The sequence below is a fragment of the Nitratireductor aquibiodomus NL21 = JCM 21793 genome (assembly GCF_000615975.1).
In the GTDB taxonomy this organism is placed as follows: Bacteria; Pseudomonadota; Alphaproteobacteria; order Rhizobiales; family Rhizobiaceae; genus Nitratireductor; species Nitratireductor aquibiodomus.
Genome location: NZ_BAMP01000008.1, coordinates 14,678 through 38,515 on the forward strand (window position 1 = coordinate 14,678; position 23,838 = coordinate 38,515).

Genomic DNA, 23,838 nt, shown 5'->3' on the forward strand with positions numbered 1-23,838 from the left:
ACAGCCGCACCGTGCAGATGGAGACCTGGCATTAACACTTCGACCAAACCCGGAACGAATCAGCGACGAATCAGTGATATCGCAATGTTCCCGTTACGTTCACCGCTACATCTGGTGTTTTCCACTGCCTGTCGACAGACAGCGCACACCTTATCCACAGCTCGGCTCCGGCAAGATGAAAGCTCCGTTAACCGAATTGCTTCAAATTGATACAGGATCGAGGGGCCCGGAACGCCATGATCGATCCACAGCGTCCCGAAAATTTACGGCGCGGCATACCTGATTTTCATCAGATGAAGTATTGCCCGCCATTGACGGTCAGCGTCGAGCCGGTCACGAAGCCTGCATCGTCGGACGCCAGGAAGAGCACCGACCGTGCGATTTCCGACGCCTCGCCCAGCCGCCCCACCGGGATTTGCGCGATGATCTTCTCGCGCACCGCTTCCGGCACGGCCATCACCATGTCGGTGGCGATATAGCCCGGGCAGATCGCATTCACCGTCACATTGAAACGCGCCCCCTCCTGGGCCAGCGCCTTGGTGAAACCGATCTCCCCGGCCTTGGCGGCCGAGTAATTGGCCTGGCCCATCTGGCCTTTCTGACCGTTGATCGAGGAAATACTGATGATCCGGCCAAACTTGCGCGAGCGCATGCCGGCGAAAACCTGATGCGTCATATTGAAGACGCCGTTGAGATTGACATCGACCACCGCGCGCCAGTCTTCCGGCGTCATCTTGTGAAACATCACATCGCGCGTGATCCCGGCATTGTTGACCAGAATATCTACGGGCCCGAGATCGGCTTCGATCTTCGCCACACCCTCGGCACAGGCGTCATAGTCGGCGATCGACCATTTATAGGTGGCGATGCCGGTTTCCTCGGTAAACCGGGACGCCGCCTCGTCATTGCCCGCATAGTTCGCCGCAACCTGATAGCCCGCCTCTTTGAGAGCTGTCGCTATCGCCGCGCCGATACCACGGGTTCCCCCGGTAACAAGTGCCGTCTTCATGCAGATCGCCTCCCTTGAGATGAATGTTCCCCGCCGCCTTCGCCCTATTGTGCCTGAGCGATAATCCGGCTGGCGCGCAACGGTCTCCCGCGGCGCGCCGCCAATCAGCCTACAGCGCTTCCACGCACATGGCGACGCCCATCCCGCCACCGATGCAAAGTGTCGCCAGCCCCTTCTTCGCGCCCCGGCGGCGCATTTCGAAGGCGAGCGTGTTGAAAACGCGGGTGCCAGAAGCTCCTATCGGATGCCCGATGGCAATCGCTCCGCCATTGACGTTCACGATCTCCGGGTTCCAGCCCATATCCTTATTGACGGCGCAGGCCTGCGCGGCAAAAGCCTCGTTGGCCTCGACCAGATCGAGATCTTCCGCCTTCCAGCCAGCCTTCTCCAGAGCACGGCGAGACGCGGGGATCGGCCCGGTGCCCATGATCGCCGGGTCGACACCCGCCGTTGCCCACGAGGCGATGCGGACGAGCGGTGTCAGGCCCCGGCGCTCCGCCTCGCTTTCGCGCATCAGCACGACAGCGGCAGCGCCATCATTGATGCCAGACGCGTTGGCCGCGGTCACGGTGCCTTCCTTGTCGAAGGCCGGGCGCAGTTTCTGCATCCCCTCCAGCGTCGCGCCATGGCGGATATATTCGTCGTCGGAGACGACCGTCTCACCCTTGCGGCTCTTGACGGTCACCGGCACGATCTCGTCCTTGAAACGCCCGGTCTTCTGCGCGGCCTCCGCCTTGTTCTGCGAGGCGAGCGCGAAAGCATCCTGCTCGTCGCGCGTGATCTGGAACTGCCGCGCCACATTTTCCGCCGTGATGCCCATGTGGTAACCGTTGAAGGCATCCCACAGACCATCGCGGATCATCGTGTCGATCATCGAGTAATCGCCCATTTTCACGCCGGCACGCAGATAGGCGCAATGTGGCGAGAGGGTCATCGATTCCTGCCCGCCGGCAACGATGATGTCGGCATCGCCGGTTGCAATCTGCTGCATGCCGATGGCGATGGTGCGAAGGCCCGAACCGCAGACCTGGTTGAGCACCCAGGCGGTTGTCTCTTTCGGCAGGCCGGCGGCGATCGACGCCTGACGCGCCGGGTTCTGCCCCTGGCCCGCGGTCAGCACCTGACCGAGTATCACCTCGTTCACCTCTTCCGGCGCCACCCCGGCGCGCGAAAGCGCCTCGCGGATCGCGGTAGCGCCCAGCTCATGCGCCGGCACCGTGGCGAACGACCCGTTGAAGGAACCGACCGGTGTGCGGGCGGCGCTGGCGACGACAATGGCTTCGGCTGACGACATGGAAGGTTCTCCCTTGGAAAAGGCATACACGCGAAAATGTGCAGCCCATGTGACGGACTGTCCTTATCCGCATTTGTCGCGGCTAATCAGGGCCGAGTCAAACGGATGTGTGCAGCGCAGCAACCCATGCGCAGTGCCGAACGAAAGCGCTCGCGTCTTCGCCACTGCGAAAACCGCTTTCATTCGACCGGATTTTGCGCATATCCTGCCCATGGTCCTTGAATCCAGGGCATCGTTTTTCCAGGTCGACGCAAAGAGACGGCCGGACGCGACGCCATAGACACCGTGCTACGGGGAGGTCAGTAATGCCAGCCAAGGACGACCCGATCGTCATCAAGAAATATGCCAATCGCCGCCTCTACAACACAGGCACCAGCACTTACGTGACGCTGGAAGACCTCGCCGAAATGGTGAAGCGCGATGAGAATTTCGTCGTTCAGGACGCCAAGTCCGGCGACGACATCACCCATTCGGTGCTGACCCAGATCATTTTCGAACTGGAGAACGACCGCAACGGCCAGAACATGCTGCCGGTGTCGTTCCTGCGCCAGCTCATCGCATTCTATGGCGACCAGATGCAGATGGTCGTCCCGAGCTTTCTTGAACAGTCCATGATGGCCTTCTCGAAAGAACAGGAACGCATGCGCGAGCAGATGAACAAAGCATTCGGCACATCTTCCATGGACATGATGGGCATGTCGGCGCCCATGAAAATGGTCGAGGAGCAGACCCGCCGCAACATCGAGATGTTTCAGAACGCCATGCGCATGTTCACGCCGATGCCCGGCGCACCCGAACAGCCCGCTGCCGCGGACACGGAAACGGGTGACGACAACCCCCGGTCCGATGACCTGAAGGACTTACGGGAGCAGATCGCGGCAATGCAACGCAAGATCGATTCAATGGGCGATACCTGATCCGGCGGATACACCCGCGGACCGAAACCACCTCCCGGGAAACACCAAATGTCCTCCCCCATTCGCGACAGGCTGGCCATGCTTTCCGGTATGACGCCGGTTCTGGGTGAAGACATTTATATCTTATGCAGCGTCAGACCGGACGTCGCGCAGACACTGTTCAGCGACGCAAGGGGTATCTTCATCGAAGAGGAAGGCACGACGCTGGTGCTTTCCCTCGAGCGCGCAGAGGCGCTTGGCTTCGACACCGGCATGCCGATGCGCCGGATCGTTCTTATGGTCCATTCCGCACTCGACGGTGTCGGGCTCACCGCGGCCGTCGCCACGGCTCTGGCGGAGGAAGACATCCCCTGCAATGTGATCGCCGCTTTCCACCACGACCACATCTTCGTGCCCGGGAATCAGGCCGAAAAGGCGCTCCTGGTGCTTCAGGGCGTTCAGAAGCGTGCACAGTCTACCAAATAGCCCAAACGAAAAAAGACCGGCCAGAGACCGGTCTTTTCGCAATCCAGTGGAGAGTAGGCGCTTATGCGTCCTTCGGCTCCAGAACCTGACGGCCGCGATACATGCCGGTCTTCAGGTCGATGTGGTGCGGACGACGCAGCTCGCCCGAATTCTTGTCTTCGACATAGGTCGGTGCCTTGATGGCATCGGCCGAGCGGCGCATGCCGCGCTTCGAAGGCGTCGTTTTCCTTTTTGGTACAGCCATTGTCCTGCTCCGCTAATCGGTCAAAGGCCGTTGCGGCCCCTTGATCCAGGGCCCAGCATTTCGGCCGGGAATTGGAAGTCGGCGTGCCTATACACCTCCAAACGGGTTTTGGCCAGTGGGGCGCAGCGCATTTTTTTGGAGAATCGCCATAATCAGGGTTTCAGGCAGCCCACATAACCGCCCGCCTTGCGCGCCCGCTGCTCGATGTTTGCGGCGAGCCGGTTGAGGCCGCCCGATGGCTTTGCCGGATTGCGCTCCAGCGGGTTGGGCAGCGTCACCGCCAGAAGGGCCGCCTGCCGGCGGGTAAGCTCGGAAGCCGGTCGGCCGAAATAGTGCTGCGCCGCAGCTTCAGCACCATAGATGTTCGGTCCCCACTCGACGATGTTCAGATAGATTTCAAGGATGCGCCGCTTGGAAAGCACAAGGTCCAGATAGACGGCCAGGGGCAGTTCCAGCCCCTTGCGAACGAAGGAACGGCCCTGCCACAGATAGAGGTTCTTCACCGCCTGCATCGGAATGGTGGAAGCGCCGCGGGCCTTTTCCCCGGAAAGCGCATCATTGATGACAAGGTTCAGCGCCGCCCAGTCTATGCCGTCATGGGCGCAGAACTGCCCGTCCTCCGACATCATCACGGAGTACTGGATCAGCGGGCCCATTTCCTCGAGCGTTTTCCAGCGGCGGTCATACCCCTCAAGCGTCGCCAGATCCCGCAGCATCAATGTAGAGACAGGATGAATGAACGGGACCTTGTAGAGAATGGTCAACCCGGCGGGAATCAGTGCCAGAACGGCAAGGACAATCACAACACGGCGAAGAAGCCATCCCCGCCAGCGACGCGCAGCCCCCGTCCGTGTTTTGCCGCTGCGGCCACGACGTCTGCCGCCTCTGGTCGACGGTTTTTTCTCGGGATCGACTGTCGGGCCGCTCAAACCTGTTCCCCCGGTGTCATGTACGCCTCTAAAAAACAGCTTTTCGCATAGCGGTCCAATGCCTGCGGCGCAATGGCACCGGCAATCGGGCTTGACCCGGGCGCCCATTAGCGGCATCGCTCCGGGCATGGAAGAGACAATGATACTCCCCTTCGAGGTGAAACTGGCCGCCGGCGCGAGCCTGGTGGAGAACACCCTGCGCGATCTGCTCGATGCCCGTCCGCTTGAGGGTGAGCTTTATCGGCCCGAACGGCTGCTCAGGGCCATGCGCCACGGCGTGCTGAACGGCGGCAAGCGTCTCCGCCCCTTCCTCGTTCTTGAAACAGCCGCGCTTTTCGATACGAGCGACGACGTGGCGGCGCTGCGCGTGGCGGCAGCGCTGGAATGCGTGCATTGCTACTCCCTCGTCCATGACGACCTGCCGGCGATGGATGATGACGATCTGCGGCGGGGCCAGCCGACCGTGCATCGCGCATTTGACGAAGCCGCGGCGATCCTTGCTGGCGACAGCCTGTTGACCTACGCATTCGACATTGTGAGCGCCCCCGAGACGCCCTTGCCAGCAGAAGCGCGGCTCGCGCTCGTCAACCGGCTTGCCCGCGCTTCCGGTATCGGCGGCATGGCGGGTGGGCAGGCGCTGGACCTGGCCGCGGAAGGCTCGAGGCTCAGTGAAGAAGAAATACTTCGCCTTCAGGCCATGAAGACGGGAGCCCTGATTCGCTACGCCTGCGAGGCCGGCGGCGTGATCGGAGGCGCACAACCGGCAGATATAGAACGTCTCGGTGAATTCGGCGCAGCCATCGGACTGGCCTTCCAGTTGGCCGACGATCTTCTGGACCTCACATCCAGCAGCGAGACAATGGGCAAAGCGACCGGCAAAGACGCCGCTGCCGGCAAGGCGACACTGGCAGGCCTGCACGGCGTCGACTGGACGCGCCGTCAGCTGAATGGGCTTGTCGCCCAGGCAGAGGATATTCTGGAGCCATTCGGCGAGCGCGCCGAAACCCTGCGGCAGACCGCGCGATTTGTGGCCGACCGGCAGAAATAACCCGACCGCACCGCATCTTTATCTTCTGACCGGAAAAAGTGAGCTTCGCCTTGCTTCTCTGCGCGGCGTATTTCATTTCGCTGCGCTGCCTTCGATCTTGGAAGGCCATGTAAAAACAAATTCTTTTAGCGTTAATCGGGCATTAATCCGGATATTCAATTCTTACGGGGATGGGGATGTCTTGGGAAGAGTAATGCCTACCGTGGGTACACAGCAGTATATGCGCGGGCGCCTGTTCGTGCTTCTGATTGGATTCGTGGTCGCGGTTGCCATGGGAACGGGGTTCCTGCTTTGGCAGACACAGGTCACCAAGAACCAGGTGCGCTTCGGTGCGTTCATCAGCCATATGGCCGATGCCACCAACGACGTGATTCACAATGCGCTGCGACTGGAGCAGGCCGAGCTCCTCTCAAACGGCGGCGCAGCCGAGACCGAAGCGAGCCACAGCGAACTTGAGATGGCTCTGGCCAGATTGAAGGACGCCTATCAGGCGCTCGAATTCGCCATCAGCGGGCAAATAACCACGCTGGAAAGCCAGCGCCTCAGCAACCTTCAGGTCGGCGGAAACGCTGGCGCACCGGTTCCGCAAACCACCCCGACCGCTACCGACATCACCGGCCATGCCGTCCCGGCTTCGGTGCGGCGTATCTGGCTTGGCCAGAATGGGGAACCGGCGCTCCGCAGCCAGATCCGCGACATCATCTCGCTCGCCAACAGGCTGGAGGTGTTCACCGACTATGAGAACGCCACGGCACGTCGCGTTTTCAAACAACTGCAGACACTGGCCAACACGCAGGTGCGCCCGGAGCTTAAACGCATCTCCGATCTGCTCAATGCGGGGATGATCGAAAGCCATGGCACCCTCCAGTGGGGTCTCTTCGGCGTTGCCGGGGCCATGGTTGGCGCAAGCCTCCTGCTTGCGCTTCGCATCTTTGAGCCAATGATCCGCCGCATTTCCAAAGCGCACCAGGAGCTACACAGCGCTAACATTTCGCTCGCCGCCGAGAAGATAAAAGCGCAATCCGCCGACCGCACGAAATCGGAGTTCCTGGCCAATATGAGCCACGAGATCCGCACGCCGATGAATGGCGTCATGGGCATGGCGGAACTGCTCGCCCGCACCAATCTCGACCAGCGTCAGGCGATGTTCGTCGACGTGATCGTCAAGTCCGGCACCGCTCTTCTGACGATCATCAACGACATTCTCGATTTCTCCAAAATCGATGCCGGTCAGCTCAAACTGGACGAGGCGCCCTTCCGGATCAGGGAAGCGATTGAGGATGTGGCAGCTCTCGTCTCCTCCCGCGTGGCCGAAAAGAATCTGGAACTCATCGTTCGGGTCGACCCGGAGCTCTCCGCGTCTTTCATCGGCGATGTCGGGCGTTTCAGGCAGATCGCCACGAACCTCGTCGGCAATGCCGTAAAATTCACCGAACGGGGGCACGTACTGATCGACGTTTCGGGGAAAACCAAAGGCAACACTGCACAGGTTACGGTTCGTGTAGAAGACACCGGCATCGGCATCCCGCCGGACAAGCTGGAAGCGGTTTTCGACAAGTTCGCACAGGTCGACTCCTCATCCACCCGCCGTCACGAAGGAACGGGTCTCGGGCTCGCCATCGCCGTGAAGCTCGCCGAACTGATGGGTGGTTCGATTGAAGCAACAAGCGAGGTCGGAAAAGGCTCGACCTTCGTTTTCACCCTGCCGTTCGCCATCGACACGGCAAACGCGACACAGGTGACAGCACCCGTCGACGTTTCCGGGGCCCGTGTTTTCGTGATCGACGACAATGCGATCAACCGCGAGATCCTTCTGGAACAGCTGAACAGCTGGGGGTTCGAGTGCGCAGCCGCGGAAAGTGGTGCCGTTGGCCTTGCCTTCCTTCAGCGCTCTGCCCAGCTCGACGCCCGCGTGGACTGCGTGATCCTCGATTACCAGATGCCCGACATGAACGGCGCCGACGTCGCCAAGAAGATCAAGACCGATCCGGCACTCGCTGGCATCCCGCTTGTCCTCCTGACATCGGTCGATCAGACCGACACCGCGCGTCTCGTCAGCGAATGTGGCATCGCCGCCCATCTCAACAAGCCGACGCGCTCATCCATGCTTCTCGAAACACTCGTCTCCGTGATGCAGGTAAGCCGAGCCCTCCCGGACCAGCCGCAGGGCGATGCCCCTGCGCCGGCGAAGCCAATCCAGATTCACGCCTCGACACCGCTCGAGCGCGGTCTCTCGGGGTCGCGCGGCGCCAACGGGCCGCTCGACGTCCTGGTCGCCGAGGACAACGAGGTCAACCAGCTGGTGTTCAGCCAGATTCTTGATGGAATGGGCTTGAAATACAGAATTGCAGGCAACGGCAAGACGGCAGTGGAGATGCTGCACACGCTGAAACCCCGGCTCGTTCTCATGGACGTTTCCATGCCGGAAATGAACGGCTTCGAGGCAACGGCCGCGATCCGGGAGCATGAAGCCGCCAGCGGCACGCATACACCGATCATAGGCATCACCGCGCACGCTCTGAGGGGCGACCGCGAAAAATGCCTGGGCGCGGGCATGGACGATTATCTGCCCAAGCCGATCTCCCCGCAAAAACTCGCCGAAAAGATCACGCACTGGCGCAACGATCCGGAGCAGCTTACCGCAAGCGCCTGAGACACACCGGTGACCCCCTGTCCCACCGGCCCCGCCTGCATGCTTTAAAGGTTCTCCTGCTCGATGCGCCCCGACGCATGGATGCACACAATGTCGAGACGTTCCGATCCGACATTGGCAAAGCTGTGCGGCGTGTCGGCCGGGACGACGACAATATCGCCGGCATGTGCCCGCACAGTCTCATCGCCCACTGTGAACTCCGCCTCCCCCGAATGCAGCACCCAGGTTTCCGAATAGGGATGCTTGTGCAGGCCGGTGGCGTGGCCGGGCGGACTGTTCATGACAAACATCGAAACCTGTCCGCCATAGGGTTCTCCCTCGAACGTCACGGTTCCCTTCGGGCTTGGCTTCTGCTGTGAGCGTCGGATGATCTCAAACATGGCTGTCTCTCCCTTCCTCCTTGAGCGTCCGCAGGCGATGGCCTGAGAGCAAGTATCTTAACGCAAAGATAGTTGCAATATATCTTTGTGTCAAGATATATAGTGAGCCATTCGGAGTCGCAGACGATTGAGGGCCTTCATGAGCATTGAGAAAACCGGCGGGGATCATGTCGATCGCCTGCGCGCGCAGTGGGCGCGCGAGCTTCCCGATCTGGACACGAGCCCCATGAGCATTCTCGGCCGCATCTACCGGCTTTCAATGCTCGTCCGCCCCGGTATCGAGGAAACCTTCGCCGCCTTCGATCTTGATCGCGGCGAGTTCGACGTCATCGCCACCCTGCGCCGCGCGGGGCCGCCCTACCGGCTGACGCCAACCGAACTCTACAAATCCCTGATGATCACTTCGGGCGGCCTGACACACAGGCTGAAACGCCTTGAAAAGGCCGGCCTGGTCGAGCGTATCCCCTCGCCTGAGGACGGGCGCAGCATGATCGTCGGTCTGACGGGCACCGGGATAAAGCGTGCGGAAGAGGCCTTCCGGGCAGACATGGAAAGCGAGCTTGCCCTCTTCGCGTCAATGCCAGCCGCGCGCCGTGAACTTCTGGCGGAGCTGTTGCGCGAGCTCACCGAGAATGTGACGTCAAACCTGGCGGACCGGGAAAACTAAACTTTATTCCGCCGCCTCGCGGGGTCCGAAACGCTTTTCGATATAGTCGCCGACCATTTTTTCAAACTCCGCGGCGATGTCCTCGCCCCGCAGCGTCGCGGCCTTCCTGCCGTCGACGAAGACCGGCGCAGCCGGAGTTTCGCCCGTGCCAGGCAGCGAAATGCCGATATCGGCATGTTTGGATTCGCCCGGCCCGTTGACGATGCAGCCCATCACCGCAACCTTGAGGCTTTCCACCCCCGGATACTTCTTGCGCCAGACCGGCATGTTCTTGCGCAGATCGCCTTCGATCTTCTGGGCCAGCTCCTGAAAGACGGTCGACGTCGTACGGCCGCAACCGGGGCATGCGGCAACCACCGGCAGAAACTGGCGGAAGCCCATGGTCTGCAGAAGCTCCTGTGCCACCTGCACCTCGCGGGTGCGGTCGCCACCGGGCTCCGGCGTCAGGGAAATGCGGATCGTGTCGCCAATACCCTGCTGCAGCAGGATGCCCATCGCCGCCGACGAGGCAACGATACCCTTCGTGCCCATCCCGGCTTCCGTGAGCCCGAGATGCAGCGAATGGTTGGAGCGCCGTGCGAGCTCGGTATAGACCGCGATCAGGTCCTGCACCTGGCTCACCTTGGCCGACAAGATGATCCGGTCACGGCCGAGGCCGATCTCCTCGGCAAGTTCCGCCGAAAGCAGCGCCGACTGCACGATGGCCTCGCGCGTCACCTCCTGCGCCGTCATGGGCGAGCCATTGTTCTGGTTCTCGTCCATCAGACGCGTCAGCAGCTCCTGGTCGAGCGACCCCCAGTTGACGCCGATGCGGACCGGCTTGTCGTATTTGATCGCCGTCTCGATGATCGCAGCGAACTGGCGGTCCTTCTTGTCCTTGAAGCCGACATTGCCGGGGTTGATGCGATATTTCGCCAGCGCCTCTGCACAAGCCGGATGATCGGCCAGCAGCTTGTGGCCGATATAGTGGAAATCGCCGACCAGCGGGACGAAAATGCCGACACGCTCCAGCCGCTCGCGGATACGCGGGACGGCAGCCGCAGCTTCGTCGCGATCAACCGTGATGCGCACCAGCTCGGAGCCCGCACGGTGAAGCGCCGCCACCTGTGCAACCGTGCGGTCCACATCCGCCGTGTCGGTGTTCGTCATCGACTGGACGACCACGGGCGCATCCCCGCCGACAATAACGTTGCCGACGGCAACACCCACCGCATCACGCCGCGGGAATGGCGAAGAGAAATAGCCGCTCACAGATTTGCTGGCCGTGAATGTTCCGGTCATGGGGGAACTGTCCCGTTTTCAGCCGTATCGGGCTTGAGGTGGCCGAGACCGGCCCGAATGTCAATGGCGCAGAAGCGCATTTGCGCAGATCGGCTCGCTTGACAGCGTCTGCATCCGTCGCTTTGCTGCGTTGCAGCATCACTTCAGTTTCCCCAGCTTCAACGAAGGGCCATGCCATGCAGGACGAACCGGGCAATCACAATCGGACGGCTGTCATCACCGGCTCAACCTCCGGCATCGGCCTCGGTGTTGCCGAAGCGCTGGCAGCCAGCGGCTGCAACATCGTGCTGAACTCGTTCACCGACAGCGCCGACGACCACGCTCTCGCAAAGAAGCTTGCCGATGATCACGGCGTGGAAGCGGCCTACGCGAGCGCCGACATGTCGGACGCGAACGCCTGTCGCGATCTTGTCGAACAGGCCGCAAAGCGCTTCGGTGGCGTCGATATTCTCGTCAACAACGCCGGCATCCAGCATGTCGCTCCGGTCGAGGAGTTTCCCGTCGAAAAGTGGAACGCCATTCTGGCGATCAATCTTTCGTCATCCTTCCACACCATCGCCGCTGCGATCCCGCACATGAAGAAGGCCGGCAGCGGTCGCATCGTCAACATAGCGTCGGCGCACGGCTTGCGCGCCTCGCCCTTCAAATCCGCCTATGTGGCCGCAAAGCATGGCGTCGTGGGCCTGACCAAGACAGTCGCTCTGGAACTGGCTGAGACCGGCATCACCTGCAACGCTATCTGTCCCGGCTATGTGCTCACGCCTCTGGTGGAAGCGCAGATTCCCGACCAGATGAAAGTGCATGGCATGGATCGTGAGACGGTCGTACGCGAAGTGATGCTCGCCAGACAGCCGACCCGCGAATTTGTCACCATTGAGGAACTGGGTGGACTGGTGATCTTCCTGTGCTCCAGCCATGCGGCCCAGATGACCGGCACAGCCTTGCCCATGGATGGCGGCTGGACGGCACAGTAGAGAAATTCCAGGAATGCAAACGTCCCGGATCAAGGCCTCAGCCGCGCCCCGCTGCGCCGCGGCCATGGAAATCTCGAGAATGCGTACTAGCCGTCGCGCGCCTTCTATCGCCGGCTTGCCGCACAGTCCGCGCATGCGCATGCCTTCGAGACCGTCAAGCAGGATCTCCGCCAGCCCGCGCGCTGAGAGCCCTTGCCCCTCAAGATCGGCATGCGTCCGGGCTGCCTCGTCCGCCACCGCCGCCTCAACGATGGAGGTGAGCCCGTCACGCCACTCGGCGATGATGTCGGCGGCGATCTTGTTCTCCATATCGAGAATCTCCTGCCCGTGCGCCGACTGGTCGATGGTTTCAATCAGTCCGAACAGGGCGCGATCGAGCGCCGTCATCATTCGCTCGCCAAAAGTGCCGTCTTCGGCCAGTCCCTGCCGCGCACCCTCGAGCGACTGCTCGAGAACACACGCGCCGATGGCGCGAAAAATATCGGCCTTGTTGCGGAACTGAAGGTACAGCGCGGGCCGGGAGACCTCGGCCGAGCGGGCAATGTCGTCCATCGTGGTCCGCGCGAAGCCATAGGCGAGGAACACCTTCATGGCGCCATCAAGGATACGCTCCCGCTTCGGATCATCGGTACATCTGGCGATCAGATTCATTGCACGCACTTTCTTTCAATGACCATTGACAAAATAACGGATTTTGTCAATATGTCCCAACCCTCGCGCAACATGCGCGCAGAGGCCGCCTTTATTCGCCCGCACTCTGGCTCCAGGCCAACGTTCGTTGATGTCAGGAGCAATAGCCCTTTGGCTTTTGTAAAGCCCGCGCGTGCGATATAGGAGCGTGCTTTTGTCGCAAGATACGGGCTTCGTGCCCTTGCGCCCAGGCGAATTGAATTCTGCGCGGGCAGTCCCCATATCGGGCCAGTCCTTACTTGACCGGCCGGCTCTATCGCATCGGAAAACGACATGCCGAAGATAAGGTTGCATAAACTTGCCGCGATTGCCGTTCTGGTCGCGACAACCGCCTGGATCGCTACGGGGGAATTCTCCTCCGTCGGCAGCGCCAGCGAGGAAACAGAGACCGTTGCGCAGCGTCCGGAGAACAAGCCTGCGGAAGCGCAGACGGTAACCGTCGCCACGCCGCCGCGCATCGATCATTCACGCACCATCCGCGTTTCCGGCAAGACTGCTGCAGACAAGCGCTCCGCCCTGGCCCTGCGTGCCGGTGGCGTCGTTTCAGAACTGCCGGTTTCCAAAGGTGACAATATCTCCGCTGGCGACCTGATCCTGAGGCTTGAGACCGAAGGCAAGGAAGCTGCGGTCGAAACCGCGCGCCAGGTCCTGGCACAGCGCGAGGCTGAATCCGAAGCCGCTGACCGTCTGGCCAAGTCCGGAAATCTGGCACGGCTGCAACTCGACAGCGCTCGTTCTGCATTGGCCACCGCCCGCTCACAGCTTGAAGCGGCCGAAGCCGACCTTGCACGCATTACGGTTCGCGCACCCTTCGACGGCATCATAGATAAAGTCGACGTGGAGCTCGGTTCCTCCGCCATGCAGGGCCAGGAAGTCGCCACGCTGATCAAACTCGACCCGGTGATTGCCGTGGGCGAGGTCAGCGAACACGATCTCGGTTCCGTCGATGTCGGCGACGGTGCGGAGGTTCGGCTTGTCAACGGCTCCAGTGTCAGAGGCGAAGTGCGCTTCGTCAGCCGTGAAGCATCGGAACAGACCCGCACCTTCCGCATCGAAGTGGCGGTACCCAATCCGGACGGCGACATTCCAGCGGGCATGACCGCGGAGATCAACATCCATGCCGAGCCGGTGGAGGCTGTAGCCCTGCCGCGCTCCGTGGTTACGCTGAACGAGGACGGTGAACTCGGCGTCCGCGCCGTCGATGACGACAGCAAGGTCGTGTTCTACCCCATCGATCTGGTCGACGACACGCCGCGCGCCCTCTTCCTTGCGGGTATCCCGGCCGACGCCCGGGTGATCGTTTCCGGGCAGGATCTGGTGACCGAGGGCGATGCGGTGAAGACCGAGGCTGCCGATCAGAAGCTGATACGGGAACTGGCCGGCGTCCTCGCCTCTGAAATGACCAGCCGCTGAGGCAGTCCGCAACGGCGGAACTCGTTTCCGCCCGGGAGGCTGCAAGACAACGAAACAGAGCGCCTCCGTTATCAGGAGAACGACGGCAGCGCGCTGACGGGACAAGACAGGACCTGCCCGATGGACATCGTCCGTATTGCAATTCAGAACGCCAGGCTGACCTTATCCATCCTGCTCTTCTTCGTGATCGCCGGGTCGCTGGCCTATGTCAGCATTCCGAAGGAAGCCGAGCCGGATGTTCCGATCCCGATCATCTATGTGAGCCTGACCTATCAGGGCATCTCGCCCGAAGATTCGGAACGGCTCCTGCTTCGCCCCATCGAAACCCGGCTGAAAAGCCTGGAGGGTGTCAAGGAAATGCGCTCCTCCGCCTATCAGGGCGGCGGCTTTGTCCTTGTCGAGTTCCAGGCCGGCTACGACTTCTCCAACGCCATCGAGGATGTGCGCGCCAAAGTGGCCGATGCCCGGCGCGAGTTGCCGCAGGGCGCCGACGAACCTTCGGTGCATGAGGTCAATATCTCGGAATTCCCGATCCTGGTCGTAACGCTGGCCGGCAATGTGCCGGAGCGTGTCCTGTCCACCGCCGCGCGGGAGCTCAGGGACCGGATCGAGGAAATTCCCGGCGTACTCGAGGGCACGCTTCAGGGCTCTCGGGACGAACTGGTCGAGATTCTCATCGATCCGATGAAACTGTCGTCCTACGGCCTGCAGCTCGACCAGATGATCAATGGTGTCAACGCTTCAAACAGCCTGGTGGCAGCCGGCTCGCTGGAAGGCGAAGCCGGACGTTATGCGGTCAAGGTGCCTTCGCTGATCGAAACGGTCGAGGATGTGGCCAACCTGCCGATCGTCTCCAGCCCGGATGCCGTTGTGCGCGCCCGCGATCTGGCCGCAATCCGCTCCACGTTCAAGGACGCCGAGACCATCACCCGTCTGAATGGTAGAAACGCGATCGCCATTGAGGTCAAGAAGCGCGTCGGCGCCAATCTCGTCGAAACGGTCGACTCGGTTAAGGCCGCGGCCGCCGAATTCGAGCAGGCCGCCGATGGCAACATCACCGTGTCCTACAGCCAAGACAAGTCGGTGATGATCCGCGATATGCTGAAGGACCTTCAGAACCACGTCCTGATCGCCGTGATCCTGGTCTTCATCGTTGTCCTTTACACCCTTTCCGGCCGCGCCTCCCTGCTGATCGGCCTTGCGGTTCCCGCATCCTTCCTGATGGGCATTTATGCGCTCTCGCTCGGTGGCTTCACCGTCAACATGGTGGTGCTCTTCAGCCTCATTCTGGCAGTCGGCATGCTGGTGGACGACGCGATCATCGTGACCGAATTCGCCGAACGCCGCATGACCGAAGGCATGGACAAGGCGCAGGCCTTCGAACTGGCGGCCAAACGCATGGCCGGTCCCGTCATTGCCGCCACCATGACCCGCATCGCCGCCTTCTCGCCACTCCTCTTCTGGCCGGGCATTGTCGGCGAGTTCATGAAATACCTGCCGATCACGCTGATCGTCACGCTCAGCGCATCCATGATCTACGCCCTGATTTTCACCCCGACTCTCGGCGCGATTTTCGCCAAGGCGCATGTCGAGGAAGAACAGAAGCCGGATGGCTGGTATATGAAGCTCGTGAAGCAGGCCGTCCGCTTCCCGAAAACCGTTCTGCTTCTCACGGTCGGCCTTCTCGGCGGCATCATCTATTCCTACTCGCAATACGGCGCCGGCGTTGAATTCTTCCCCAATGTCGAGCCGGAATACGGCCTGATGTATGTGCATGCCCGCGGCAATCTCTCTCTCGAAGAGATGGACCGGCTGACAAAGCCCGCCGAGGAAAAGCTGCTCAACTGGCCGGGCATCGAATCCGTCTACACCCGCGTCGGCAAGACCCGCGGCGGCGGGCAGGATATCGATGAAGATGTCATCGGCGTCATCCAGTATGAGTTCATCGACTGGCGCGAACGTGAGCCGGCCAGCAAGATTCTCGACGATCTGCGCCGTGAACTCGCCGGCACGCCGGGCGTTGAAATCGAGGTTCGCGTGCCCGATGCAGGGCCGCCGACGGGACAGCCGATCCAGATTCGCCTTTCGGCAGCGGATCCGGCAAACCTGAACGATCAGGCTGCGGATGTGGCGCGGGCGATCGCGAATGTTCCGGGAGTCATCGATATCTCTGATGGTCTTCCCCCGCCCGGTATCGACTGGGCGATCAACGTGGACCGCGCCCGGGCCGCGCAGTACGGGATCAGCCCTGTCTCCGTGGGTACCGTGGTTCAACTCGTGACCAACGGCCTGAAGCTCTCGGAATACCGGCCTGCCGGCGTCGACGACGCTGTCGATATCCGCCTGCGCCTGCCCGAGGACCGACGCACCCTATCCGCACTCGACCAACTGCGTGTGCAGACTTCGCAGGGGCCGGTGCCGATTGCCAACTTCGTCTCACGCGAACCCGAGCGCTCGACCGGCATCCTGAACCGCATCGACGGTCAGCGCACCATCGTGGTCAGCGCCAATATTGCAAGCGGCTATCAGGTCTCCTCCGTTCAGGCCGAGGTCACCCAGACGTTGAGCGACATGGATCTTGGCGCAACGCGCTGGAAGCTCGCCGGCTCGAACGAGGAAAGCGAGGAGGCAAGTGCCTTCCTGTCAAAAGCGTTTGGCGCGGCGATCTTCCTGATCTTCGTGGTGCTCCTTGCCCAGTTCAACAAGTTCACCAGCGTCTTCCTTGTGCTGATGACCGTTGTCATGGCCACCATTGGCGTGTTCCTCGGCCTGCTCATCACCGGCCAGCCCTTTGGCATCGTCATGTCCGGCATCGGCGTGATCGCGCTCGCCGGCGTGGTGGTGAACAACAACATCGTGCTGATCGACACTTATGACAGGCTGCGGCACGAGGGCTGGAAAAAGCGGGAGGCCATCCTCCAGACCTGCCGCGAGCGCGCGCGTCCGGTGATGCTGACGGCCATCTCTGCCGTGCTTGGCGTTCTGCCGATCGCCTTTGGTCTGGGCCTCGAACTGTTCCACCAGGAGATCACCATCGGCGCACCCTCCACTCAATGGTGGATTTCGCTGTCCGGCGCCATCGTCTACGGCCTGACCTTCGCAACAGCTCTGACCCTCATCGTGACCCCTTCGGCCCTGATGGTGTTCACGCGAGAAACCCTTCCGGCCGGACAGAAGCGGCGCGGCCTGTTCGCGCGTCTCTTCCGGCGCGGTAAAAAACAGGAGGCTTCGACGAAGACTTCCGACATTCCGGAGGACCCCTTCCCCAAGCCGGCTGAATAACAGGCCCAGCCTGTCAGATTTGCGGGCCGGCGCGCTCCTCGCAGCGCGCCGGCCCGTTTTTGTTTTGAGGGAACCTGAAGCCATCTGAAGCGTTGAATTGCAAGGCTTTCAAGACAGCGAGGAGAACGCGATGTCGCTCGGCACAATCCTCATCATAATTCTCATCCTCATTCTGCTCGGCGCCATCCCCGCATGGCCGCATTCGCGTGGATGGGGTTACGGACCGTCAGGCATACTTGGCCTGATCCTTGTCATCGTCCTGATCCTGATGCTGATGGGCAATATCTAGAGTATCGGACCGAAAAGTGAATATCGGTTTTCGGGTTATTCCGATGCTCAATCAATAGTTTAGATCAGGCTTCGCCGGCTGGCTGGACGACGATCGTGTCAGCGGAGCTCACGAGATTGGCCAGCATCAGGACGCAGGCGAGCAGAACCGAAAACGCGATGAAGATCGGTGCGAAACCGGTGCGCTCGGCAATGAACCCCACAAGCGAGGGGGCAACGAGCATGCCGGAATAGCCGATCGTGGTCGCAACGCTCATGCCTGCTCCGGGTGAAAGTCCCGGCTGATTGCCGGCCGCCGAAAAGACGATCGGCACCATGTTGGCGATCCCCATCCCGCTTAACGCAAAGGCGATCGTCGCCAGCATGGGCGTCGGAGCAAGCCCTGCCCCGAGCATGCCGACAGTCGCAACGACCCCCGAATAACGCAATGTGCGCACGGCACCGAAACGGTTGCGCAGCCGGTCGCCGGCAAACCGCATCATCGCCATCGTGCCTGAAAACGCCGTGAAGGCGAGGCTCGCCTCGGCAATGCCGGCGCCCATTTCCTGCCGCAGGTAGAGTGCCGCCCAGTCGAGCACCGCGCCCTCCGGCAGCATGCAGATGAGTGCGACCAGCCCCGTTACATAGATCATGGGGTTGCGCGGCAGCCTGCCGCGCCCATGGCCCGCCTGCCCCGCCACGGGGCGCGCTTCGACAATCAAAAAGGGGAGCGTAATCAGCACAAGCGCAAAGGCAAATGCAACCACCATGCCCGCATGCGCCATGTAGCCGTAGCGCTCGAGAAGCAGACCGCCGACACCGGCGCCGACAAAGCCGCCGAGGCTCCAGAAACCGTGCGAAGAGGACATCACCGCCCGCCCGAGCGACCGCTCCACCGCCACGGCATTGGCGTTCATGGAAATGTCCATCGCTCCAAGAAACGCACCAAAAAAGACCAGCGCCGCAACCATCTGCCAGATCTGCGTGGCCGCGACGAGACCGGCAAAGGACAGCGTGCATATGAAAGCGGCGATCCGCAGGATGGCGCGGGAACCAAAACGACCGATCAGATAACCGCAGAGCGGCATAACCGACACCGCGCCGCAGCCGAAAACGAGGATCAACAGCCCGAGTGCCGTCTCACTCAGATCGAAACGCGAAGCAACCACGGGAATCTGCGGTGCCCAGCTACCCACCATGAAACCGTTGACAAAGAATGAGGCCGCTACGGCCCAGCGCCCGATGGACGCATTCCGGAAAGACATGTGGGGCTCCAAAAGGAAACGGCGCATCAGGAAAACCACCTGATGCGCCGCATCTAAATCGGTTTAATCGAGCACGTCAATCCATGGCGTCAATCACCATTCTCGAACACGACGAGAAGGTCCTTGGCGTCGATCTGATCGCCGGCGCCCACAAGAACCTCGGCAATCGTGCCGTCGCGTTCGGCGTGAAGCGCCGTTTCCATCTTCATGGCCTCGATTGACAGGAGCACATCGCCGGACTGCACGCTCTGCCCCGGCTTGACGGCGAGCGTGGAAACCACGCCCGGCATCGGCGCCCCCACATGCGCCTCGTTTCCGGCCTCCGCCTTGCGGCGGGCGGCGGAAGCGGATGCACCGTGAACCCTGTCGGGAACCTTGACGCGGCGAGGCTGGCCATTGAGCTCGAAGAAGACGGTGACCATGCCCTTTTCGTCCACCTCGCCGACGGCAAGACAGCGGATGACGAGCGTCTTGCCGCGCTCGATGTCGACAAAAATCTCATCCTCCGGCTCCATCCCGTAGAAATAGACCGGCGTCGGCAGAACGCTGACAGGGCCGTAGCTTTCCGATGCTGCGGCAAAGTCGGTGAAAACTTTCGGATACATAAGCCAGGACGAGAACTCATACTCGCTGACCTTGCGGCCAAGCTTCTCTTCCAGCGCCGTCCGATCGGCCTCAAGGTCTGCAGGTTCAAGCAGGGAGCCCGGGCGCACGGTGATCGGCTTGCCACCCTTCAGAACCTTCTTCTGAAGGGCCACCGGCCAGCCCGCAGGCGGTTGACCGAGGTCGCCATGCAACATGGAGACAACCGAATCCGGGAAGGCGATATCCTTCTCCGGGTTCTCGACATCGGCGACCGTCAGATCCTGCGAGACCATCATCAGCGCCATGTCGCCCACGACCTTGGAGGAGGGCGTGACCTTGACGATGTCGCCGAACATCATGTTGACGTCATGATAGGCACGCGCAACCTCGTGCCAGCGGGTTTCCAGCCCCAGCGAGCGGGCCTGCTCCTTTAGATTGGTGAACTGGCCGCCAGGCATTTCGTGCAGATAGACCTCGGAAGCCGGTCCTTTCAGATCGCTCTCAAAGGCCGCGTACTGGTTGCGCACGGCCTCCCAGTAGAAGGAGATACGGCGCACCCACTCACGGTCGAGCCCGGTATCGCGGGCATCCCCCTTGAGCGCCTCGACGATGGAGCCGAGACAGGGCTGCGAGGTGTTGCCGGAAAGGGCATCCATGGCCGCATCCACCGCGTCGACACCGCTTTCCACGGCAGCAAGCACCGTCGCGGCGGAAATGCCGGACGTATCATGCGTGTGGAAGTGGAGCGGCAGGTCGGTCGCCTCGCGCAGCGCCTTGAACAGCACACGCGCAGCACCGGGTTTAAGGAGGCCCGCCATGTCCTTGATGGCGATGATGTTGGCACCGGCAGCCTCAAGCTCGCCAGCTAGACCGACGTAGTATTTGAGGTCGTATTTGGCGCGGTCCGGGTCGAGGAGATCGCCCGTAAAGCAGATCGTGGCTTCACACAGTTTGCCTTCGGAGCGCACCGCGTCCATCGCCACGCGCATGTTCTCCACCCAGTTCAGGCAGTCGAACACACGGAAGAGATCAATGCCCCCTGCCGCCGCCTGTTTGACGAAATGCTGCACGACATTGTCGGGATAGTTGGTGTAACCGACGCCATTCGCCCCGCGCAAAAGCATCTGCAGAAGCAGGTTCGGAGCGCCCTCGCGGATGCGTGAAAGACGCTCCCACGGGTCCTCCGTCAGGAAGCGCATGGCGACATCGAAGGTCGCCCCACCCCAGCATTCCAGCGACAGAAGCTCTGGCAGCGCGCGGGCATAGACGCCGGCAATCCGCACCATATCGAATGTGCGCATGCGTGTGGCGAGCAGCGACTGATGCGCATCGCGCATTGTGGTGTCGGTGACGAGTACGCGCTCCTGCTCGCGCATCCATTTGGCGAACCCATCGGCGCCCAGACTGTCGAAAGTCTGCTTACTGCCATCCGGCACCGGCATATCCACATAGGGCACATGCGGTGCGGCCGCCTCGGCATTGGGCAGTGCCCGACCCCGCGCCTCGGGATGGCCGTTCACCGTAACATCGGCCAGATAGTTCAGAAGCTTGGTAGCGCGATCCTGCCGCCTGACTTGCGTGAAGAGTTCAGGCGTCTCATCGATGAACCGGGTCGTATAGGAAGCGTTGCGGAAATCCGGATGGCTGATGATCGCTTCAAGGAAGGTCAGGTTGGTCGCCACGCCGCGAATGCGGAACTCGCGCAGCGCGCGGTCCATCCGGGCGATTGCCTCTTCGGGCGTCGGCGCCCAGGCCGTGACCTTTTCCAGGAGCGGATCGTAGAACCGCGTGATGACGGCGCCGGAATAAGCCGTACCGCCATCGAGCCGGATGCCGAAACCGGTCGCGCCGCGATAGGCGGTGATGCGGCCGTAGTCGGGAATGAAATTCTGCTCCGGATCCTCGGTGGTAATGCGGCACTGGAGGGCATCGCCATTGAGGCGGATATCGGCCTGCGCAGGCACGCCCGACGCCTTGTCGCCGATCTTCTTGCCTTCCAGAATGTGGATCTGCGCCTTCACGATGTCGACGCCGGTCACCTCCTCGGTGACCGTATGCTCCACCTGAATACGCGGATTGACCTCGATGAAATAGAATGCGCCCGTATCGGCATCCATGAGGAATTCGACTGTGCCGGCGCCCACATAGTCGGTCGCCTCGGCGATCTTCAGCGCATAGCCACAAAGCTCGGCGCGCTTCTCATCGTTCAGATACGGTGCCGGTGCGCGCTCCACGACCTTCTGGTTGCGGCGCTGGATGGAACAATCGCGCTCGAACAGATGCACGGCATTGCCATGCGTGTCGCCCAGCACCTGCACCTCCACATGGCGCGCGCGCTCGACCAGCTTTTCCAGATAGACCTCGTCCTTGCCGAAAGCGGCCTTGGCCTCGCGCTTCGCCTCGGTGACTTCATGCTCCAGGTCCTCGCGGGTGCGGATGACGCGCATGCCGCGCCCGCCACCGCCCCAGGAAGCCTTGAGCATGACCGGGAAGCCCACCTCCTCGGCCATCTCTGCAACCCTGGTCATATCGTCCGGCAGCGGCTCCGTGGCCGGAACCACCGGCACACCGACCTCGATGGCCAGGTTGCGGGCAGCGACCTTGTTGCCAAGGCGGCGCATGGTCTCGGGCTTTGGCCCGATGAAGACAATACCGTTTTCCGCGCAGGCTTCGGCGAATTCCGGGCTCTCCGACAGAAGGCCGTAGCCTGGATGAATGGCATCCGCGCCCGACAGTTTGGCAACGCGGATCACCTCATCGATCGACAGATAACTCTCGATGGGGCCGAGATCGCGTTCAAGGTGCGGCCCACGCCCGACCTGATAGGATTCGTCCGCCTTGAACCGGTGCAGCGAGTACTTGTCCTCCTCGGCCCAGATGGCCACCGTTCGGATATCGAGTTCATTGGCTGCGCGGAAGACGCGGATGGCGATTTCAGAACGGTTTGCGACAAGAATCTTCTTAATCTGCACTGGCAAAAACTCCGGGAAGAGAAGGATGGTGCGGGATTGCCCGGCGCGAAACTCCCCTCCGCGCCAAAACGACGCGTATGATTAGCGTGGACGATGCTGCGGTGCAAACTTTCTTGACGCGAAGGAAGATTGGCAGGTTTTGACGCGGCGATTTTCCGTTTCGCATGGTACCGCCCCCTGCTTCGACCTGATGGACGGCTCCATCTTCGTCGTTCCGGCGGACGGGAGCGAGAGGCTGGGTCCATTGAGCGGTGGCTCCAGATGCCGCAGAGTGCGCAGGAACGCGGCCAGGTGCTCGCTCATGCTCCGTTTGAAGAGTGCAGGCCAGCATCGAACGTCCCCTTCTCCCCGTTTGTGGGGAGCAGGTGAAAATGAGGGCGAGCGCAATCAATGGCAGGGATACCGACAGAGGTGGAGAAGATCGCAAAGCGCCACCTGCCCCTTCCCCCTGCCGGGACCTTCTCCCGACAGGCGGGGAGCGGGAGGTCGTCGTCCCGGGCTTGCCCCTGGACCCATCGGCAGAATGCGTAGACGCTCGGCCCCGTCTTCATCCAGCCGCCCCCGCATTCCCGATCCCTCTTGACGCCATCCCGCAACCATGCGAGAAGCGGGCTCAATATATCGATAAATCCGGATATTTCGATAATGCAAAAAACCGAAGCCATATACGCGCTCGCCGCGCTCGGTCAGGAGACCCGGCTTGATGTGTTCCGCCTACTCGTTCAAGCCGGACCGCAGGGTCTGCCGGCGGGGGAGGTTGCGGCCAGACTGGGCGTTGTCCAGAACACCGCCTCCGCGCACCTGAAGGTTCTTTCACAGTCGGGCATGATCCGCGCCGAGCGGGAAGGACGCATCATTCGCTACACGGCCGACATGACTGGCTTTCGCGATCTTCTCGCCTTCCTCCTTGAAGATTGCTGCAACGGAAACCCTGACCTGTGTCGCCCCGCCATCGAGGCTGCGACCTGTCACTGCTAGGAGGCCTGCGCCATGAGTGATAAAACGTTCAATGTGCTTTTTCTGTGCACCGGAAACTCGGCCCGCTCCATTCTTGCAGAAGCAATTTTGAATCGGGTTGGCACCCAGCGTTTCAAAGCTTTTTCGGCTGGCTCCCAGCCCAAGGGTTCGGTCCATCCATTCGCGCTGGAACTGCTCGAAAACATGAACCACGACATTTCCTTCGCCCGCTCGAAGGACTGGGCCGAATTCGCAACGCCCGACGCGCCCACCCTCCATTTCGTCTTCACGCTTTGCGACAGCGCGGCCCAGGAAGCCTGTCCGGTCTGGCCCGGCCAGCCGATGACGGCGCACTGGGGGCTACCCGACCCGGCGGCGGTGACGGGCACCGGGGCCGAGAAGCATCTCGCTTTCGCCGACACCTATCGCATGCTCAACAACCGCATCTCAATATTTACGGCGCTGCCGCTCGCCTCGCTCGACCGGCTTTCCCTGCAGCGCCGTCTCGACGAGATCGGCCGTACGCCGGCCCATTCGCAATAGGAT

The 23,838-nt window shown here is 61.6% G+C and carries 19 protein-coding genes and 1 pseudogene; 11 read left to right on the plus strand and 9 right to left on the minus strand.

Annotated features, from left to right (window positions below; all coding sequences use genetic code 11):
• Window positions 1–289: 289 nt before the first annotated feature.
• Both phbB and JCM21793_RS03890 read right to left on the minus strand, forming a co-directional pair.
• Window positions 290–1,009: an acetoacetyl-CoA reductase gene (gene phbB / locus JCM21793_RS03885; protein ID WP_025029511.1), complete on the minus strand. Its 720-nt coding sequence runs from the start codon at window positions 1,007–1,009 to the stop codon at window positions 290–292.
• Between the two features lie 109 nt (window positions 1,010–1,118).
• Window positions 1,119–2,303, minus strand: a complete 1,185-nt coding sequence (locus JCM21793_RS03890; RefSeq protein WP_007007557.1) for an acetyl-CoA C-acetyltransferase — start codon at window positions 2,301–2,303, stop codon at window positions 1,119–1,121.
• 305 nt (window positions 2,304–2,608) lie between these two features.
• On the opposite strand from JCM21793_RS03890, the gene phaR reads away from it, so the two are divergent.
• Both phaR and JCM21793_RS03900 read left to right on the plus strand, forming a co-directional pair.
• Window positions 2,609–3,220 carry a polyhydroxyalkanoate synthesis repressor PhaR gene (gene phaR / locus JCM21793_RS03895; RefSeq protein WP_025029512.1) on the plus strand — a complete coding sequence of 204 codons (612 nt, stop codon included), beginning with the start codon at window positions 2,609–2,611 and terminating at the stop codon, window positions 3,218–3,220.
• Between the two features lie 48 nt (window positions 3,221–3,268).
• Entirely contained in the window at window positions 3,269–3,685 is a 417-nt protein-coding gene (locus tag JCM21793_RS03900; RefSeq protein WP_025029513.1) for an ACT domain-containing protein, read from the plus strand.
• A 61-nt stretch (window positions 3,686–3,746) separates the two neighbouring features.
• On the opposite strand, the gene rpmF is transcribed toward JCM21793_RS03900, so the two are convergent.
• Window positions 3,747–3,929, minus strand: a complete 183-nt coding sequence (gene rpmF, locus JCM21793_RS03905; RefSeq protein WP_007007560.1) for a 50S ribosomal protein L32 — start codon at window positions 3,927–3,929, stop codon at window positions 3,747–3,749.
• 152 nt (window positions 3,930–4,081) lie between these two features.
• Window positions 4,082–4,858, minus strand: coding sequence for a monofunctional biosynthetic peptidoglycan transglycosylase (gene mtgA, locus JCM21793_RS03910; protein WP_025029514.1), 777 nt, complete (start codon window positions 4,856–4,858; stop codon window positions 4,082–4,084).
• A gap of 139 nt (window positions 4,859–4,997) precedes the next feature.
• Here mtgA and JCM21793_RS03915 point away from each other — a divergent pair, with 139 nt between their 5' ends.
• Both JCM21793_RS03915 and JCM21793_RS03920 read left to right on the plus strand, forming a co-directional pair.
• Window positions 4,998–5,906 carry a polyprenyl synthetase family protein gene (locus JCM21793_RS03915; RefSeq protein ID WP_051556111.1) on the plus strand — a complete coding sequence of 303 codons (909 nt, stop codon included), beginning with the start codon at window positions 4,998–5,000 and terminating at the stop codon, window positions 5,904–5,906.
• Between the two features lie 193 nt (window positions 5,907–6,099).
• A complete protein-coding gene (locus JCM21793_RS03920; RefSeq protein WP_036539548.1) occupies window positions 6,100–8,559 on the plus strand; it encodes a response regulator in 2,460 nt (819 codons plus the stop codon).
• 44 nt (window positions 8,560–8,603) lie between these two features.
• Here the strand turns inward: JCM21793_RS03920 and JCM21793_RS03925 are convergent, their stop codons facing one another.
• On the minus strand, window positions 8,604–8,939 hold the full coding sequence (locus JCM21793_RS03925) for a cupin domain-containing protein (RefSeq protein WP_025029517.1): 336 nt from the start codon (window positions 8,937–8,939) through the stop codon (window positions 8,604–8,606).
• Between the two features lie 139 nt (window positions 8,940–9,078).
• Between JCM21793_RS03925 and JCM21793_RS03930 the strand changes: the two genes are divergently transcribed.
• Entirely contained in the window at window positions 9,079–9,606 is a 528-nt protein-coding gene (locus tag JCM21793_RS03930; RefSeq protein ID WP_025029518.1) for a MarR family winged helix-turn-helix transcriptional regulator, read from the plus strand.
• Window positions 9,607–9,609: 3 nt separating this feature from the next.
• Here JCM21793_RS03930 and ispG read toward each other — a convergent pair whose 3' ends face one another.
• Window positions 9,610–10,887, minus strand: coding sequence for a flavodoxin-dependent (E)-4-hydroxy-3-methylbut-2-enyl-diphosphate synthase (ispG, locus tag JCM21793_RS03935; protein WP_007007565.1), 1,278 nt, complete (start codon window positions 10,885–10,887; stop codon window positions 9,610–9,612).
• A gap of 176 nt (window positions 10,888–11,063) precedes the next feature.
• Between ispG and JCM21793_RS03940 the strand changes: the two genes are divergently transcribed.
• Entirely contained in the window at window positions 11,064–11,861 is a 798-nt protein-coding gene (locus tag JCM21793_RS03940) for a 3-hydroxybutyrate dehydrogenase (RefSeq protein ID WP_025029520.1), read from the plus strand.
• Window positions 11,862–12,386: 525 nt separating this feature from the next.
• Here JCM21793_RS03940 and JCM21793_RS31145 read toward each other — a convergent pair.
• Window positions 12,387–12,512 (minus strand): annotated as a pseudogene (locus tag JCM21793_RS31145) (TetR family transcriptional regulator); the annotation flags it as partial.
• A gap of 312 nt (window positions 12,513–12,824) precedes the next feature.
• Between JCM21793_RS31145 and JCM21793_RS03950 the strand changes: the two are divergent.
• From JCM21793_RS03950 to JCM21793_RS28555, 3 genes are all read left to right on the plus strand, one after another.
• The gene (locus JCM21793_RS03950; RefSeq protein WP_025029522.1) at window positions 12,825–13,964 is read left to right on the plus strand and encodes an efflux RND transporter periplasmic adaptor subunit; all 1,140 of its coding nucleotides are present in this window, start codon (window positions 12,825–12,827) and stop codon (window positions 13,962–13,964) included.
• 120 nt (window positions 13,965–14,084) lie between these two features.
• On the plus strand, window positions 14,085–17,246 hold the full coding sequence (locus JCM21793_RS03955; protein ID WP_025029523.1) for an efflux RND transporter permease subunit: 3,162 nt from the start codon (window positions 14,085–14,087) through the stop codon (window positions 17,244–17,246).
• A 130-nt stretch (window positions 17,247–17,376) separates the two neighbouring features.
• Window positions 17,377–17,535, plus strand: a complete 159-nt coding sequence (locus JCM21793_RS28555) for a DUF3309 domain-containing protein (protein ID WP_007010814.1) — start codon at window positions 17,377–17,379, stop codon at window positions 17,533–17,535.
• A gap of 64 nt (window positions 17,536–17,599) precedes the next feature.
• Here JCM21793_RS28555 and JCM21793_RS03965 read toward each other — a convergent pair whose 3' ends face one another.
• Both JCM21793_RS03965 and pyc read right to left on the minus strand, forming a co-directional pair.
• Complete coding sequence (locus tag JCM21793_RS03965; RefSeq protein WP_025029524.1) at window positions 17,600–18,778, minus strand: MFS transporter; 1,179 nt, start codon at window positions 18,776–18,778, stop codon at window positions 17,600–17,602.
• 89 nt (window positions 18,779–18,867) lie between these two features.
• Window positions 18,868–22,335, minus strand: coding sequence for a pyruvate carboxylase (gene pyc, locus JCM21793_RS03970; RefSeq protein WP_025029525.1), 3,468 nt, complete (start codon window positions 22,333–22,335; stop codon window positions 18,868–18,870).
• 645 nt (window positions 22,336–22,980) lie between these two features.
• Between pyc and JCM21793_RS03975 the strand changes: the two genes are divergently transcribed.
• Both JCM21793_RS03975 and JCM21793_RS03980 read left to right on the plus strand, forming a co-directional pair.
• A complete protein-coding gene (locus tag JCM21793_RS03975) occupies window positions 22,981–23,313 on the plus strand; it encodes an ArsR/SmtB family transcription factor (protein ID WP_025029526.1) in 333 nt (110 codons plus the stop codon).
• Window positions 23,314–23,325: 12 nt separating this feature from the next.
• Window positions 23,326–23,835: an arsenate reductase ArsC gene (locus JCM21793_RS03980; protein WP_025029527.1), complete on the plus strand. Its 510-nt coding sequence runs from the start codon at window positions 23,326–23,328 to the stop codon at window positions 23,833–23,835.
• Window positions 23,836–23,838 lie beyond the last annotated feature (3 nt).